The sequence below is a fragment of the Variovorax sp. GW822-FHT04A09 genome (assembly GCF_058801005.1).
In genome coordinates this window covers 1,189,255-1,203,917 of record NZ_JBXAMV010000001.1, presented here as the reverse complement: position 1 = coordinate 1,203,917, position 14,663 = coordinate 1,189,255, and the positions used below count along the sequence as shown (strand labels likewise).

At 67.4% G+C, this 14,663-nt stretch carries 15 protein-coding genes; 7 read left to right on the top strand and 8 right to left on the bottom strand.

The genetic code is table 11. The annotated features are described in order from the left end of the window. Nucleotides 1–19 precede the first annotated feature (19 nt). Complete coding sequence (gene greA / locus AC1RLW_RS05410) at nucleotides 20–496, top strand: transcription elongation factor GreA (protein ID WP_056518766.1); 477 nt, start codon at nucleotides 20–22, stop codon at nucleotides 494–496. Between the two features lie 5 nt (nucleotides 497–501). After that, nucleotides 502–924, top strand: a complete 423-nt coding sequence (locus tag AC1RLW_RS05405) for a DUF4149 domain-containing protein (protein WP_159277091.1) — start codon at nucleotides 502–504, stop codon at nucleotides 922–924. A gap of 34 nt (nucleotides 925–958) precedes the next feature. Here the strand turns inward: AC1RLW_RS05405 and AC1RLW_RS05400 are convergent, their stop codons facing one another. After that, on the bottom strand, nucleotides 959–1,678 hold the full coding sequence (locus AC1RLW_RS05400; protein ID WP_167395020.1) for a glycosyltransferase: 720 nt from the start codon (nucleotides 1,676–1,678) through the stop codon (nucleotides 959–961). A gap of 41 nt (nucleotides 1,679–1,719) precedes the next feature. After that, nucleotides 1,720–2,199: a YhbY family RNA-binding protein gene (locus AC1RLW_RS05395; protein ID WP_056581270.1), complete on the bottom strand. Its 480-nt coding sequence runs from the start codon at nucleotides 2,197–2,199 to the stop codon at nucleotides 1,720–1,722. A gap of 33 nt (nucleotides 2,200–2,232) precedes the next feature. Here AC1RLW_RS05395 and AC1RLW_RS05390 point away from each other — a divergent pair, with 33 nt between their 5' ends. The 5 genes from AC1RLW_RS05390 (at nucleotide 2,233) to AC1RLW_RS05370 (ending at nucleotide 7,737) form a co-directional block, all read left to right on the top strand. Then, entirely contained in the window at nucleotides 2,233–2,901 is a 669-nt protein-coding gene (locus AC1RLW_RS05390; RefSeq protein ID WP_095947720.1) for an RlmE family RNA methyltransferase, read from the top strand. 166 nt (nucleotides 2,902–3,067) lie between these two features. Beyond that, complete coding sequence (gene ftsH / locus AC1RLW_RS05385; protein WP_062471558.1) at nucleotides 3,068–4,984, top strand: ATP-dependent zinc metalloprotease FtsH; 1,917 nt, start codon at nucleotides 3,068–3,070, stop codon at nucleotides 4,982–4,984. A 115-nt stretch (nucleotides 4,985–5,099) separates the two neighbouring features. Continuing rightward, nucleotides 5,100–5,912: a dihydropteroate synthase gene (gene folP / locus AC1RLW_RS05380; RefSeq protein ID WP_493192424.1), complete on the top strand. Its 813-nt coding sequence runs from the start codon at nucleotides 5,100–5,102 to the stop codon at nucleotides 5,910–5,912. After that, a complete protein-coding gene (gene glmM, locus AC1RLW_RS05375) occupies nucleotides 5,909–7,246 on the top strand; it encodes a phosphoglucosamine mutase (protein WP_493192423.1) in 1,338 nt (445 codons plus the stop codon). Before folP ends, glmM begins: the two co-directional genes overlap by 4 nt. Then, complete coding sequence (locus AC1RLW_RS05370) at nucleotides 7,243–7,737, top strand: GNAT family N-acetyltransferase (RefSeq protein ID WP_062471549.1); 495 nt, start codon at nucleotides 7,243–7,245, stop codon at nucleotides 7,735–7,737. The genes glmM and AC1RLW_RS05370 overlap by 4 nt, the downstream gene beginning before the upstream one ends. A gap of 105 nt (nucleotides 7,738–7,842) precedes the next feature. On the opposite strand, the gene AC1RLW_RS05365 is transcribed toward AC1RLW_RS05370, so the two are convergent. From AC1RLW_RS05365 to AC1RLW_RS05340, 6 genes are all read right to left on the bottom strand, one after another. Further along, on the bottom strand, nucleotides 7,843–9,120 hold the full coding sequence (locus tag AC1RLW_RS05365) for an acyl-CoA dehydrogenase family protein (RefSeq protein WP_139706559.1): 1,278 nt from the start codon (nucleotides 9,118–9,120) through the stop codon (nucleotides 7,843–7,845). 34 nt (nucleotides 9,121–9,154) lie between these two features. Next, a complete protein-coding gene (locus AC1RLW_RS05360) occupies nucleotides 9,155–10,261 on the bottom strand; it encodes a phosphotransferase (protein ID WP_493192422.1) in 1,107 nt (368 codons plus the stop codon). A 12-nt stretch (nucleotides 10,262–10,273) separates the two neighbouring features. Further along, the gene (locus AC1RLW_RS05355) at nucleotides 10,274–10,993 is read right to left on the bottom strand and encodes a Crp/Fnr family transcriptional regulator (protein WP_062471540.1); all 720 of its coding nucleotides are present in this window, start codon (nucleotides 10,991–10,993) and stop codon (nucleotides 10,274–10,276) included. Between the two features lie 60 nt (nucleotides 10,994–11,053). After that, complete coding sequence (locus AC1RLW_RS05350) at nucleotides 11,054–11,833, bottom strand: oxepin-CoA hydrolase, alternative type (protein WP_062471537.1); 780 nt, start codon at nucleotides 11,831–11,833, stop codon at nucleotides 11,054–11,056. Nucleotides 11,834–11,844: 11 nt separating this feature from the next. Beyond that, complete coding sequence (locus AC1RLW_RS05345; RefSeq protein ID WP_493192421.1) at nucleotides 11,845–13,365, bottom strand: 3-hydroxyacyl-CoA dehydrogenase; 1,521 nt, start codon at nucleotides 13,363–13,365, stop codon at nucleotides 11,845–11,847. 133 nt (nucleotides 13,366–13,498) lie between these two features. Beyond that, nucleotides 13,499–14,659, bottom strand: a complete 1,161-nt coding sequence (locus AC1RLW_RS05340) for an MFS transporter (protein ID WP_159277084.1) — start codon at nucleotides 14,657–14,659, stop codon at nucleotides 13,499–13,501. Nucleotides 14,660–14,663: the final 4 nt, after the last annotated feature.

Here is a 14,663-nt window from a genome sequence, read left to right as displayed (position 1 = left end):
TTTATGGAGAACCAACAACATGGCCACCATTCCGATCACCAAGCGCGGCGCTGAAAAACTGCGCGCCGAACTGCATCAGCTCAAGACGGTCGACCGTCCCTGGGTCATCAACGCCATTTCCGAGGCACGCGCCCAGGGCGACCTGAGCGAAAACGCCGAGTATGAAGTCGCCAAGGACCGCCAGGGCTTCATCGAAGGCCGCATCCAGGAAGTCGAAGGCAAGCTCTCGGCCGCCCAGATCATCGATCCGAGCGAGCTCGACGCCGGCGGCAAGGTGGTGTTCGGCTCGACCGTCGAACTCGAGGAAGAAGAGTCGGGCGATGCCGTCAAGTACCAGATCGTGGGCGAAGACGAAGCCGACCTGAAGCTCGGCCTGATCAACATTTCCAGCCCGATCGCGCGCGCGCTGATCGGCAAGGAAGAGGGCGACACGGCCGAAGTGCAGGCGCCGGGTGGCCTCAAGCGCTACGAGATCGTGGCGGTCCGCTACCTCTGAGCCGGATGAAAGACCGCGTCGCGCTGATGCTGGCGGCCCTCTGGTGGGGCAGCCTCAGCACCATCGGTTTCCTGGTGGTGCCGATGCTGTTCGCCAGGCTCGGCAACCCGGCGGTGGCCGGCAATTTCGCCGCCCAGCTGTTCGAGGCGCAAAGCTGGATCGCCATCGGCTGCGGGCTGATCCTGCTGATCCATTTCCGCCAGAAGGCCGACGATGGCATGACCAAGCCGGTGTTGACGGCCATCTTCCTGGTGCTGGCGGCGCTGCTGCTGGCGCTGCTGCAGCAATACGCCGTGGCGCCGCGCATCGTGGCGCGCGACAACCTCAAGCTGTGGCATGCCGTGGGCACGGGCATGTACTTTGTTCAGTGGGCGTGCGCCGGCACGTTGTTGTGGCGCATGGGCGGCGCCGCTCGGGCGCCACGCTGAACCGGGGCGGCGACACGCATCGCCGCCTCCGGCTTTACTCTTTCCAGTGCTTAGCGACCCAGCTCGCCGGCCGGATGTAGCGGAAGGCGCGGTTGCGCCGCCCCGCCAACGCATCGGGCGGGTTGCACTCGCCGTGGAACACCATCACGCGGGCGCCTTCGGGCACGAAGGGCTCTTCCCAGTAGTTGGTCGGCCAGGTCGGGATGCCGTGGTACTTGAAGCTCGGGCACCAGGCGGCCGGCCAGTAGGCCAGCTTGCCCTGCTTGTGCAGCACGTCGGACAGGTAGGCCTGCTCGTTGCGGTATTCGGCCTGCACCTTGTCCATGTTGGCGCGAAAGTACGCCAGCACGTCGGCATGGGCGCCCAATTCAAAGCGGTAGACCGATGAATTGCCCGTGATCCGCTCGCGCCGCCAGGGGCGGGCGTAGTCGTGAATGATCAGGAACTCGCCGGGCTGCTCGAAGAAGGCGTCCAGGCTGCCGACGATCACCACGTCGACGTCCAGGAAGAGGGCGGTGCCGCGCAGGCCATGCAGGTCTTGCTCGAAGGTCGTGAGCTTCTTCCAGGCGCCGTCGCGCTGGCCCGGGGCCAGCTGGAGGTTGAGCGGTGGAATCGGCAGGCACGTCACTTCGGGGCGGATGCCGTTGCCGTCGTCGGTCAGGCAGACGAACTTGAAGTCGCCGCTGAGGTGGCGGCGCACCATGGCGTAGAGCCGGTTGACGTACTCGGGGCCGTACTTGGTGCCCCACTTCATGCAGAGGATATGGCGCTGGGCGCCTTGCGCTGCCACCAAGTTCAGTCCGCCTGGTTGCGTTTCTTGGCCGACAGCGGACGCTTGGCCTTGGCGCGCTTGATGGTGCCGCCAGGGGTCAGGCGCTGGTTGCCGAGCACGCGCAGGGTCTTGATTTCGGGGCGCTGGCCGCCGCGCTTGCTGTACTTGACGATCTTCACGTCGCGCGGGCCGGGCATGCGGTCTTCGTCGATGACGCGCTCTTTTTCGGGCTTCGGGCGCCACAGCACGAGCAGCTTGCCGATGTGCTGGATCGGGGCGGCATTGAGCTCGTCGGCGAGCTCCTGGAGCATGGCGTCACGGGCGAGGCGGTCGTCGGAGAAGACGCGCACCTTGATCAGGCCATGGGCCTTCAGGGCCGCGTCGGCCTCCTTTTTCACGGCAGGGGTGAGCCCGTCTCCACCGACCATGACGATCGGATCCAGGTGGTGAGCTTCGGCGCGGTGCACCTTGCGCTCGGCAGGGGTAAGTTGAATGGCGGGCATCCCCGTATTATCGACGCGTACACGAACACCCTCATGAGCACCAAAGCCAAAAGCAAAAAAGTCAACAAGGCGTGGCTTCACGACCACATCAACGACCCCTACGTGAAGCTCGCGACCAGAGAGGGCTACCGCGCCCGCGCGGCTTACAAGCTCAAGGAAATCGACGAGTCGCTCGGGCTGGTCAAGCCCGGCCAGCTGGTGGTCGACCTGGGCTCGACCCCGGGGGCCTGGAGCCAGTACCTGCGGCGGCGCATGTCGCCGGGCGGGGCGGCGGTCGGCGACCTCAACGGCACCATCATCTCGCTCGACCTGCTGCCGATGGAGCCCATCGAAGGCGTGACCTTCCTGCAGGGCGATTTCCGCGAAGATGCGCTGCTGGCGCAGCTCCTGGCGGTGCTGGACGGCCGCAAGGCCGACCTGGTGGTGTCCGACATGGCGCCCAACCTGTCGGGCATCCATTCGGCCGACGCCGCCCGGGTGGCGCACCTGATCGAGCTGGCCATCGACTTCGCCCAGCACCACATGAAGCCCGAAGGGGCATTGGTGGCCAAGGTCTTCCACGGCAGCGGGTACGACGAATTGGTCAAGATGTTCAAGGCCAATTTCCGCGTCGTGAAGCCGCTCAAGCCCAAGGCATCGCGCGACAAATCGGCCGAGACCTTCCTCATCGGCAGGGGATTGAAGGCGCTCGATACGCATTGATACCTTGCCGCAGCGTGCCCTCCAGGGGCGCAAACCCTTGTCAGCCTATGGCTGCTATAGGGAAATGTCCGCTTTTCGCAGCTTGAAAAGCCTAAAATGGGGCGCAATTGCGTACCCTCAGCGCGTATTTCATATTCCCGTCACGCGCTTTCGACTGGAGCTTCGTTTGAACAATCAGTGGTTTTCCAAAGTTGCCGTATGGCTCGTCATTGCCATGGTGTTGTTCACTGTGTTCAAGCAGTTCGACACCCGCGGTGGCGTCGGCTCGGGAACGGTGAGCTATTCCGAGTTCCTGGACCAGGTCCGCAACAACCAGATCAAGAGCGCCATCATTCCTGAAGGCGCCGGCGGCGGCGAGATCGTCGCCGTCACCAACGACGATCGCAAGATCCGCACGACCGCCACGGTGCTCGACCGCGGCCTCGTGGGCGACCTGATCGACCACAATGTCAAGTTCGACGTCAAGCCGCGTGAAGAAGGCTCGCTCCTCATGACCTTGCTGGTCAGCTGGGGCCCGATGCTGCTGCTGATCGGCGTCTGGATCTACTTCATGCGCCAGATGCAGGGCGGCGGCAAGGGCGGGGCGTTCAGCTTCGGCAAGAGCAAGGCCCGCATGATGGACGAGAACAACAACACGGTGACCTTCGCCGACGTCGCAGGCTGCGACGAGGCCAAGGAAGAAGTCCGTGAAGTCGTCGACTTCCTGAAAGACCCGCAGCGCTTCCAGAAACTCGGCGGTCGCATTCCGCGCGGCCTGCTGCTGGTCGGCCCTCCGGGCACCGGCAAGACGCTGCTGGCCAAGTCGATCGCCGGCGAAGCCAAGGTGCCATTCTTCTCGATCTCGGGTTCCGACTTCGTTGAAATGTTCGTCGGCGTGGGTGCGGCCCGCGTGCGCGACATGTTCGAGAACGCCAAGAAGAACGCGCCCTGCATCATCTTCATCGACGAAATCGATGCAGTGGGTCGCCAGCGCGGTGCCGGCCTCGGCGGCGGCAACGACGAGCGCGAGCAAACGCTCAACCAGATGCTGGTCGAGATGGACGGCTTCGAAACCAACCTCGGCGTGATCGTGGTGGCTGCCACCAACCGCCCCGACATTCTGGACGCCGCACTGCTGCGTCCGGGCCGTTTCGACCGTCAGGTGTACGTCACGCTGCCCGACATCCGCGGCCGCGAGCAGATCCTGGCCGTCCACATGCGCAAGGTCCCGCTGGGCCAGGACGTGAACCCGAGCGTGATCGCCCGCGGCACGCCCGGCATGTCGGGCGCCGACCTGGCCAACCTGTGCAACGAAGCCGCCCTGATGGCCGCCCGCCGCAATGCGCGCGTGGTCGAGATGCAGGACTTCGAGAAGGCCAAGGACAAGATCTTCATGGGCCCCGAGCGCAAGAGCATGGTCATGCCCGAGGAAGAGCGCCGCAACACGGCCTACCACGAGTCCGGCCACGCCCTCATCGGCAAGCTGCTGCCCAAGTGCGACCCGGTCCACAAGGTCACGATCATTCCGCGCGGCCGCGCCCTCGGCGTGACCATGAGCCTGCCGTCGCAGGACCGCTACAGCTACGACCGCGAGTACATGCTGAACCAGATCAGCATGCTGTTCGGCGGCCGCATCGCCGAAGAAGTGTTCATGCACCAGATGACCACCGGCGCCAGCAACGACTTCGAGCGTGCGACCTCCATCGCCCGTGACATGGTCACGCGCTACGGCATGACCGACGCGCTGGGCCCGATGGTCTATGCCGAGAACGAAGGCGAAGTGTTCCTGGGCCGCTCGGTCACCAAGACCACGAACATGAGCGAACAGACCATGGAAAAGGTCGACGGCGAGGTGCGCCGCATCATCGACGAGCAGTACGCCCTGGCGCGCCGCCTCATCGAAGAGAACAGCGACAAGATGCACGCCATGGCCAAGGCGCTGCTCGAATGGGAAACCATTGACAGCGAACAGCTCGACGACATCATGGCCGGCCGCGCACCGCGTCCGCCCAAGGACTGGACGCCGCGCATTCCGCCTTCGGGCAGCGGCGGCAGTGGTGGCACGCCGGCCGTCAATCCTGATCCGGCGCCGACCGCCGCTTGAGGTGGGCTTGAAATCAAGCAACAACGGGGCCCCTGGCCCCGTTTTCCATGGTGAGCCAGATGGTGCGGTTTGGCAGACCTCGCGTTTCAGGATTGATCTCGCGCAGCCGCGCGTGATGGGCATCGTCAACGTCACGCCCGATTCCTTCTCCGACGGCGGCGCGCACGCGTCGACCGAGACGGCGCTGAAGCACTGCGAGCAGCTGCTGAAGGAGGGCGCCGACATCCTCGACATCGGCGGCGAATCGACCCGCCCCGGCAGCCCCGCCGTGCCGCTGGACGCCGAGCTGGCGCGCGTGCTGCCCGTGGTGCGCGAGGCGGTGAAGCTGAACGTGCCGCTGTCGATCGACACCTACAAGCCCGAGGTGATGCGCGCCGTGCTCGACCTGGGCGCGGACATCGTCAACGACATCTGGGCCCTTCGCCAACCCGGCGCGCGCGAGGCAGTGGCGGCGCACCCGACCTGCGGCATCTGCCTGATGCACATGCACCGCGACCCGCAGACCATGCAGGCGCTGCCGATGCAGGGTGACGTGATTCCCGAGGTGCTGGCTTTCTGGGACGCGCAACTGGCGCCCTTGAAGGCGCTGGGCATCGACCCCGCGCGCATCACGCTCGATCCGGGCGTCGGTTTCGGCAAGAGCGTGGCGCAGAACTTCGCGCTCCTCGGTCGACAGCGGGAATTGTTGGCAACCGGTTACCCCTTGTTGCTAGGTTGGTCCCGCAAGTCCTCCATCGGGGCCGTCACCGGCATCGAGAATGCATCCGGGCGTACCGTGCCCAGCGTGGCAGCCGCCGTGCTGGCCGTGGACCGGGGTGCAGCGGTCGTGCGGGTGCACGACGTGCGCGACACCGTCGCCGCCCTCGCCGTATGGCGTGCCATGCGCGCGGAAGCACCGCAAGAACACCTTCAAAGAGCAACAACATGACCCGTAAGTATTTCGGCACCGACGGCATCCGCGGCACGGTCGGCCAATCGCCCATCACCCCCGATTTCGTGCTGCGCCTCGCACACGCCGTCGGCCGCGTGCTCAAGAAAACCCAGGCCCGTCCCACGGTGCTGATCGGCAAGGACACCCGCATCTCGGGCTACATGCTCGAGTCGGCGCTCGAGTCGGGCTTCAACTCCGCCGGCGTCGACGTGGTGCTGCTCGGCCCGCTGCCCACGCCGGGCGTGGCCTACCTTACGCGCGCCCAGCGCGCCAGCCTGGGCGTGGTGATCAGCGCCAGCCACAACGCCTTTCCCGACAACGGCATCAAGTTCTTCAGCGCGCAGGGCACCAAGCTCGACGACGCCTGGGAGCTGGCCGTCGAGGCCGTGCTCGAGGAAGAGCCCGTCTGGGTGGATTCGGCCAACCTGGGCAAGGCCCGCCGCCTGAACGATGCAGACGGCCGCTACATCGAGTTCTGCAAGAGCACCTTCGCCAACGACCTGTCGCTGCGCGGCATGAAGCTGGTGGTCGATGCGGCCCACGGCGCGGCCTACCAGGTGGCGCCCAACGTATTCCACGAACTGGGCGCGGACGTCACCAGCATCGGCTGCGCACCCGACGGGCTCAACATCAACAAGGGTTTCGGCGCCACGCATCCCGAGGCGCTGGTCGCCACTGTGACGGCGCAAAAGGCCGACTACGGCATCGCCCTCGATGGCGACGCCGACCGGCTGCAGCTGGTCGATGCCAGCGGTCGACTGTTCAACGGCGACGAGCTGCTGTACCTGATGGTGGCCGAACGCGTCGCGCGCGGCGAGAAGCCGGCGGGCGTGGTCGGCACGCTCATGACCAACAAGGCTGTCGAGATGGCCCTGCGCGCGCAGGACATCGAGTTCGTGCGCGCCAAGGTCGGCGACCGCTACGTGCTCGAAGAGCTCGACAAACGCGGCTGGCTGCTCGGCGGCGAGGGCTCCGGCCACCTGCTGGCGCTCGACCGCCACACCACGGGCGACGGCATCGTCAGCGCGCTGCAGGTGCTGCAGGCCTGCGTGCGCAGCGGCAAGACGGTGGCGCAGCTGCTCGAAGGCGTCACGCTGTTTCCGCAGACGCTCATCAACGTGCGCCTCGCGCCCGACCAGGACTGGAAGAGCAACCAGGCGCTCGCCAGCGAAACCAAGCGCATCGAGGCCGAGTTGGGCGATGCGGGCCGCGTGCTGATCCGTGCGAGTGGCACCGAGCCGCTGGTGCGCGTGATGGTCGAGGCGCGCGATCCGAAGCAATCGCAGTCTTGCGCCGAGCGCCTCGCGGCCACGCTCAAGCCCGCCGCATGACGACGGCGGGCCGCATCGAAATCCGCCTGGCCGACTACCGCGATCCGCTGCAAGCGGCGGCGCTGGTCGAGTTGCTCGACAGCTACGCGCGCGACCCAGCCGGCGGCGGCACGCCATTGCCTGCATCGGTGCGCGAAGGCCTGCCCGCCGCGCTGGCGGCGCGTCCGCAGGCGTTCAGCGTGCTCGCCTTCGACGGCGACACGCCCGTGGGCCTGATCAACTGCATCGAAGGTTTTTCGACCTTCGCCTGCCAGCCGCTGGTCAACGTGCACGACGTGGTCGTGCGCGCCAGCCACCGTGGCCAGCGCGTGGCGCAGCAGATGTTCGCGCAGGTCGAGCAGGAAGCCCGCCGGCGCGGCGCCTGCAAGCTCACGCTCGAGGTGCTGTCGGGCAATGCGCCTGCGCTGCGCAGCTACGAGCGCGAAGGCTTCGTCAGCTACCAGCTCGACCCGGAATTCGGCCACGCTGTCTTCCTGCAGAAGAAGCTCTGACCGAATCAGGCCAATGAAAATGCCGCCGACGCGCAAGGCGTGGGCGGCATGGCCGAAGCAGACAAGAGAAGGGCGCGGCGAACGCGCCCTTTCTTTTTTTCGGGATCAGAAGCGCGTGACAGGCGCGTCGGCGGTGGCGCCCGACTTATCGGCGGCGTACTTGCCCAGCTCCCACTTGGCGATCGCGTTGCGGTGCACTTCGTCCGGACCGTCGGCAAAGCGCAGGGTGCGCGCCTGGGCATAGGCCGAGGCCAGCGGGAAGTCGTCGCACATGCCGCCGCCGCCGTGGACCTGCATGGCCCAGTCGATGACCTGGCAGGCCATGGTGGGCGCCACCACCTTGATCATGGCGATCTCGGTGCGCGCGACCTTGTTGCCGGCCACGTCCATCAGCCAGGCGGCCTTGAGCGTGAGCAGGCGGGCCATGTCGATCTTGCAGCGCGCTTCGGCGATGCGTTCCTGCGTGACGGTCTGCGAGGCGACGGTCTTGCCAAAGGCCACGCGCGACGAGGCACGCTTGCACATCAGCTCGAGCGCGCGCTCGGCCAGGCCGATCAGGCGCATGCAGTGGTGGATGCGTCCGGGGCCAAGGCGGCCTTGGGCGATCTCGAAGCCGCGGCCTTCTCCCAGCAGGATGTTGCCGACGGGCACGCGCACGTTCTCGAAGTACATCTCGACGTGGCCGTGCGGCGCGTCGTCGTAGCCCATCACGTTCAGTGGACGCACGATGCGGATGCCCTTGGTGTCGGCCGGCACGATGACCATGCTCTGCTGCGAGTGCTTCGGCGCCTCGGGGTCGGTCTTGCCCATGGTGACGAACACGGCGCAGCGCGGGTCGGCGGCACCGGAGATCCACCACTTGTGGCCGTTGATGACGTACTCGTCGCCCTGGCGCTCGATGCGGGTGGCGATGTTGGTGGCGTCGCTGGAGGCGACGTCGGGTTCGGTCATCGCGAAGGCCGAGCGGATCTGGCCTTCGAGCAGCGGCTTGAGCCAGCGCGCCTTGATCTCTTCCGAGCCGTAGCGGGCGATGGTTTCCATGTTGCCGGTGTCGGGCGCCGAGCAGTTGAAGGCTTCGGAGGCCCATGGCACCCGGCCCATGATCTCGGCCAGCGGGGCGTATTCCTGATTGGTCAGGCCCGCACCCTCATAGCCCGAGGCCGAGGCGCTGTCGACTGGCAGGAACAGGTTCCACAGGCCTTGTGCCTTGGCCTTGGCCTTGAGTTTCTCGACGGTCTGCAGGGCGCTCCAGCGCTTGCCTGCGACCGTGTTGGCGGCCAGTTCGGCGCTGTACTCGGCTTCGGCCGGGTAGATGTGGTCTTCCATGAAGGCGAGAACGCGCTTCTGAAGCTCCTTGGTTTTGGCCGAATACTCGAAATCCATGCTGTCTCCTGGTGGGGTTAAGGGGGAGGGCTGGCTATGCCTTTTGGGCAAATTGCCAGGCCATCTCGGCCATCGGCCGTGCGCCACGGGCGGACGCCACGGCTTGCTCGCTCGATGCAGTACCGGCTTCGACCCGTTTCGCAATGCCCTGCAGGATGGCGGCCATGCGAAACAGGTTGTAGGCCTGGTAGAAATTCCAGTCGGGCGCCAGCGCCTCGGGCGTGCTGATGCGCGTGCGCTCGCAATAGCGGGCGATGTATTCGCTCTCGGTGGGAATGCCCAGCGCCGCCACGTCCACGCCGCCGATGCCGCGGCCGGTGGTGGGGGGCATGTGCCACGACATGCAGTGGTAGCTGAAGTCGGCCAGCGGGTGGCCCAGTGTGGAGAGTTCCCAGTCGAGCACCGCGATGATGCGCGGCTCGGTGGCGTGGAACATCACGTTGTCCAGGCGGTAGTCGCCATGGACGATCGAGACCTTGCTTTCGTCGCGTGCGCTCGCGGGCATGTGGGCGGGCAGCCAGTCGATCAGGCGCTCCATGGCTTCGATGGGCTGCGACAGTTCGCCGGCACCGTCGGCCGAGGCTTTGTACTGCTTGCTCCAGCGGCCGATCTGGCGCTCGAAGTAGTTGCCGGGCTTGCCGTAGTCGCCCAGGCCGCGGGCGGCGAAGTCGACCGTGTGCAGCGCCGCGATGACGCGGTTCATCTCGTCGTAGTAGGCCGCGCGTTCGGCGTTGCTGAAGCCGGGCAGCGACTGGTCCCACAGCACGCGGCCCTGCATGAACTCCATGATGTAGAAGGCGCGCCCGATGATGGATTCGTCTTCGCACAGGCAGTACATGCGCGGCACGGGCACGTCGGTGCCCTGCAGGCCGCGCATGACCTTGTATTCGCGCTCGACCGCATGGGCCGAGGGCAGCAGCTTGGCGACCGGGCCGGGCTTGGCGCGCATCACGTAGCTCTGCGTGGGCGTGACGAGCTTGTAGGTCGGGTTGGACTGACCGCCCTTGAACATCTCGACCGTCAGCGGACCCTGGAAGCCCTCGAGGTTCTTTTCGAGCCAGGGCGCAAGCGCGTCCACGTCGAAGGTGTGCTGTTGGGACACCGCGCGGGTGCCGATGAAACTGGAGAAGTCCTGGCTCATGTCGAATCTTTTTTAGTTGTCTGCTTCAGAGATGTGCATCAGCGCCGAGCGGTCCAGCACGACCAGTCCGGCCGGCTCGATCCGGATGGTGCCCTCGCGCTCCATCGTCTTGAGTTCCTGGTTGACCCGCTGGCGCGAGGCGCCGAGCAGCTGCGCGAGTTCTTCCTGCGCCAGTTGCAGGCCGATGCGCGTCTGACTGCCGTCGTCCAGGTTGGGCACGCCGTAGCTGCGCACCAGATGGATGAGCTGCTTGGCCAGGCGTGCGCGCAAGGGCAGGGTGTTGAGGTCTTCCACCAGCCCGAACAGCGTGCGGATGCGGCGCGCCTGCAGCCGCATCAGCGCTTCGTACAGCTCGACGTGCGTGGCCAGGATCTTCTGGAAATCGGCCCGCGCCACGCACAGCACGGTGGTGTCGCCGTGCGAGTACGTGTCGTGCGTGCGCCGCTCCCCGTCGAACATCGCCACGTCGCCGAACCAGATGCCCGGCTCGACGTAGGTCAGCGTCACCTGCTTGCCCGACACCGCGGTCGAGCTCACGCGCAACGCCCCCTTGGCACAGGCGATCCAGTGCTCGGGCGGGTCGCCGCGCGCGGCGAGCAGGTCGCCGTCCTTGTAGCGTTTGACAAAGGCGCATCGGAGGATGTCGTGCCGTAGCGATGGAGATAGGGAAGAAAACCAGCGACCACTGTTGATCGCTTCACGTTCTTCGATGGTAAGAATGGGGTCGTCCATGGTCTGTCCTCTCGGCGACTGAAAAGCTGTGGGGTGTCTCGGGAGCGACGCCGTCAGGCGTCACTCGTAGCGTGGCGGTGTCTTGTCGAGGAACGCGGCGATGCCGATGCCCGCGTTCGCGTGGTGCAGGTTGCGCACGAAATGATCGCGCTCCTGCGATAGCTGCGACGCCAGTGTGGCGCCACGCGCGTCGCTCAGCAGCTCCTTGATGCTGGCCAGCGAGTTCGGCGCGCGCGCGTTCAGGCGAGTGGCCAGGGCCAGCGCGCCGGCCAGCGCCTGTCCGCTGTCGGTGAGCTCGTTGACGAGGCCGAAGGCATGCAGGCGCGCGGCCTCGATGCGCTCGCCGTTCATCAGCCATTCGCTCGCCAGCTGGCGCGGCAGCGCCTGTCCGAGGTGCCAGCTGAGGCCGCCGTCGGGCGAGAGCGCCACGTTGCTGTACGAGGCCGCGAACACGGCGTCGCGCGCGGCCACGACGAAGTCGCAGGCCAGCGCGAGCGAGAAGCCGGCGCCGGCCGCCGCGCCCTCGACGGCCGCGATGACCGGCTTGGGAAAGGTACGGATCGAGTCGATCCAGTTGTGCAGGCCCTCGATGCTCTCGGCCTGCACCGAGCGGTCGAGCTGGCGGTTGGCCAGCAGCCGCTGCAGCGAGCCGCCGGCGCAGAACCAGGCGCCTTCGCCCACGATGACGACGCTGCGGATCTCGTCGCTGCTCTCGGCGCCGTTCAGCGCCTCGATGCCGGCGGCATAAATCTCGGGGCCCAGCGCATTGCGCTGGGTCGGGTTGACGATGGTCAGCACCATGGTGCTGCCTTCGCTGGTGCTCTTGAGTTCGGCGGTCATGGTGTGCGTGCTTATTCTTCTTCGTGCAGCAGGCTCAGGCCCAGCGCGCCGCGGCGGCGCAGCCACGGGCTCGGGCGATAGCGCGGATCGCCATACACGGTCTGCAGGTTGAACAGCACTTCGAGCATGTTGGTCGGCCCGTAGAGGTTGCCCATGGCGAGCGGGCCGCGCGGATAGCCCAGGCCCAGCTGCACGGCGGTCTCGAGGTCGGCCGGCGTGCACACGCGCTGCTGGCACATGTCGGCGGCGATGTTGACGATGGCGCCGATCACGCGCTGCGTGACGAAGCCCCCGCTGTCGCGGATCACGCTCACGGTCTTGCCGTCGCGCGCGAAGAGGGCGTGCGCGGCGTCGCGCACGTCGCGGCGCGTGGCCGGGTTGGTGGCGAGCACGCGGCGCTTGGTGGCGGCGTCGTCGATGAGCATGTCGATGCCGACGGTGCGCGTGGCGTCCAGCCGCTCGACGGCCGCGACCGTCGTCACGTCGAAGCCCAGCGGCGCGACCAGGATGATCGACTGCGGTGCGGGAGCGCTGCCGCTGTCGATCTGCGCACCCAGCGTGTTCACCAGGCGCAGCAGCTCGGCGCGGCGCGCGGCGCGCGGCGACACCCAGACCGCGGGCGTGCCTTCGATCACCGGCGCCGGCGCTTCGGGCGTTTGCTGCATCACGCCGTTGTCGTAGCGGTAGAAGCCTTCGCCCGTCTTGCGGCCGAGTGCGCCGGCGGCCAGGCGCTGCGCGGTGATCACGCTGGGTCGGAAGCGCGGCTCTTCGAAGTACTGGTGGTAGATCGACTCCATCACCGGATGCGACACGTCGAGCGCCGTGAGGTCGAGCAGCTCGAACGGGCCGAGGCGAAAGCCTGCCTGGTCCTTCAGGATGCGGTCGATGGTGGCGAAGTCGGCCACGCCTTCGCCGACGATGCGCAGCGCCTCGGTGCCGTAGCCGCGGCCCGCGTGGTTGACGATGAAGCCCGGCGTGTCCTGCGCCTGCACGGCGCTGTGGCCCATCTGCGTGGCGTAGCCGGCCAGTTGCTGGCAGACCTCGGGCGAGGTCTTGAAGCCCGCCACCACCTCGACCACCTTCATCAGCGGCACGGGGTTGAAGAAGTGGAAGCCCGCGAAGCGCGCGGGGTGCTGCAGGCCGGCCGCGATGGTCGTGACCGACAGCGACGAGGTGTTGGTGACCAGCGTGGCGGTGGGCGCGACCACGTCCTCGAGCTCGCGAAACAGCGTGCGCTTGACCTCGAGGTTCTCGACCACGGCCTCGACCACGAGGTCGCAGCCCGCGAGCGCCTGCATGCCGTCGACCGCCTTCACGCGCGCCACGTAGGCGTCGCGCGTGGGGGCATCGATCTTGCCCTTCTCGTGCAGCTTGTTCCATTGGGCGGCGAGGGCTTCGCGGCCGCGCTCGGCGGCGCCTGCGAAGCTGTCGAGCAGCAGCACTTCGCTGCCGGCCTGGGCGGCGATCTGCGCGATGCCGCGCCCCATGGCGCCGGCGCCGATCACGCCGATTCGGGGGTAGTTCACTGTCATGGGATCAGGGTTCTCATGGGTTGGTGGGTGTCTGGGGCGGCCGCGCCGGCGCGGGTGCGCGACACGGACGAAAGCTCCGATTTTGCAATCTCGCGGGAGGCCCGCGCCCCGGGTGTTACGCGGGGCATCGGAATCAGGCCGGGCGGCGGCTGCGATCGATGGCGATGCTCAGGCCCATCGCCAGCAGCATCAGTGCAAAACCGACCCGGCTCATCCACTCGGTGGCGTCGTTCGCCAGCAGCCAGCCGCCCAGCGCCGCACCCAGGGCCTGGCCGATGTAGATGCCCGAGCTGTTGAGCGCCACCGAGCCCGGCGCCAGGGCGGGCGCCAGCCCCACGAGGCGCGCCTGCTGCGAGGAGTTGGTGGCAAAGCAGCCCAGGCCCCAGGGCACGAGCACCACCGCCAGCCACGCCAGCGTGCTGGCCAACGGCCACAGCAGCAGGCTCAGCGCGATCAGCCCGGTCGTCAGCAGCACCATGCGCCCGGCGCCGACGCGGTCGATGTAGCGGCTCACCACCATGTTGCCCAGCAGGCCGAAGGCGCCGAATAGCGCCCACATCAGGCTCAGCGTGTTGGCGTCGGCGCCGAAGCCCTGCTTGAGCAGCGGGCCGAAATAGCTGAACAGCACGAACTGGCCGACGCCCTGCAGCGCCGTGACCGACACGATGCCCATCAGCACCGGGCTGCGCAGCACGCGCGACCAGGCGGCAGCCGTGAGCGCGGCGGGCCGGATGCCGCTGGGCAGCGTGAGCCAGACCGAGGCGGCGCTCACGACGCTGAGCGCCGCGATGGCCATGAAGGCCATGCGCCAGCCCAGGTGGCCGCCGATCAGCGCGCCTATCGGCAGGCCCAGCACCGAGGCCACCGACCAGCCGAGAAAGACGAAGGTGACGGCGCGCCCGCGCTGCTCGGGCGGCACCAGCATGCCGGCGCAGGCCGCGGCCTGGGGCGTGAAGATGGCGGGCGCGATCACCGTCAGCATGCGCACCGGCAGCAGCGCGCCGAAGCTGGGCACGAGCGCCGCGACCACGTGCCACGCGGCGTACCAGAGCAGGGTGAGGGCCAGCAACTTGCGGCGGTCCCAGCCGGCGACCGCGGCGGCCAGCAGCGGGGCGCCCAGGCACATCACGAAGGCGGCCGCGCTGATCAGCTGGCCTGCAGTGGCGACCTTGATGGCCAAGGAGGCGCTGATCTCATTGAGGGTGCCGGGCACGACCATCACGCCCGTGCCGATCACGAAATTGCCGGCCAGCAGCGCCCAGAGCGCGCCTCGCTGCGGCGCGGGCCGGCTCATGCGC

Bases quoted from the DNA above. Each gene is read 5' to 3' on its own strand.
- AC1RLW_RS05360 (WP_493192422.1), bottom strand. From the start codon at position 10,261: ATGAGCCAGGACTTCTCCAGTTTCATCGGCACCCGCGCGGTGTCCCAA.
- AC1RLW_RS05340 (WP_159277084.1), bottom strand. From the start codon at position 14,659: ATGAGCCGGCCCGCGCCGCAGCGAGGCGCGCTCTGGGCGCTGCTGGCC.
- AC1RLW_RS05405 (WP_159277091.1), top strand. From the start codon at position 502: ATGAAAGACCGCGTCGCGCTGATGCTGGCGGCCCTCTGGTGGGGCAGC.
- AC1RLW_RS05355 (WP_062471540.1), bottom strand. From the start codon at position 10,993: ATGGACGACCCCATTCTTACCATCGAAGAACGTGAAGCGATCAACAGT.
- AC1RLW_RS05365 (WP_139706559.1), bottom strand. From the start codon at position 9,120: ATGGATTTCGAGTATTCGGCCAAAACCAAGGAGCTTCAGAAGCGCGTT.
- glmM (WP_493192423.1), top strand. From the start codon at position 5,909: ATGACCCGTAAGTATTTCGGCACCGACGGCATCCGCGGCACGGTCGGC.
- AC1RLW_RS05400 (WP_167395020.1), bottom strand. From the start codon at position 1,678: ATGAAGTGGGGCACCAAGTACGGCCCCGAGTACGTCAACCGGCTCTAC.
- AC1RLW_RS05345 (WP_493192421.1), bottom strand. From the start codon at position 13,365: ATGACAGTGAACTACCCCCGAATCGGCGTGATCGGCGCCGGCGCCATG.
- greA (WP_056518766.1), top strand. From the start codon at position 20: ATGGCCACCATTCCGATCACCAAGCGCGGCGCTGAAAAACTGCGCGCC.
- AC1RLW_RS05395 (WP_056581270.1), bottom strand. From the start codon at position 2,199: ATGCCCGCCATTCAACTTACCCCTGCCGAGCGCAAGGTGCACCGCGCC.
- folP (WP_493192424.1), top strand. From the start codon at position 5,100: ATGGGCATCGTCAACGTCACGCCCGATTCCTTCTCCGACGGCGGCGCG.
- AC1RLW_RS05350 (WP_062471537.1), bottom strand. From the start codon at position 11,833: ATGACCGCCGAACTCAAGAGCACCAGCGAAGGCAGCACCATGGTGCTG.
- AC1RLW_RS05370 (WP_062471549.1), top strand. From the start codon at position 7,243: ATGACGACGGCGGGCCGCATCGAAATCCGCCTGGCCGACTACCGCGAT.
- AC1RLW_RS05390 (WP_095947720.1), top strand. From the start codon at position 2,233: ATGAGCACCAAAGCCAAAAGCAAAAAAGTCAACAAGGCGTGGCTTCAC.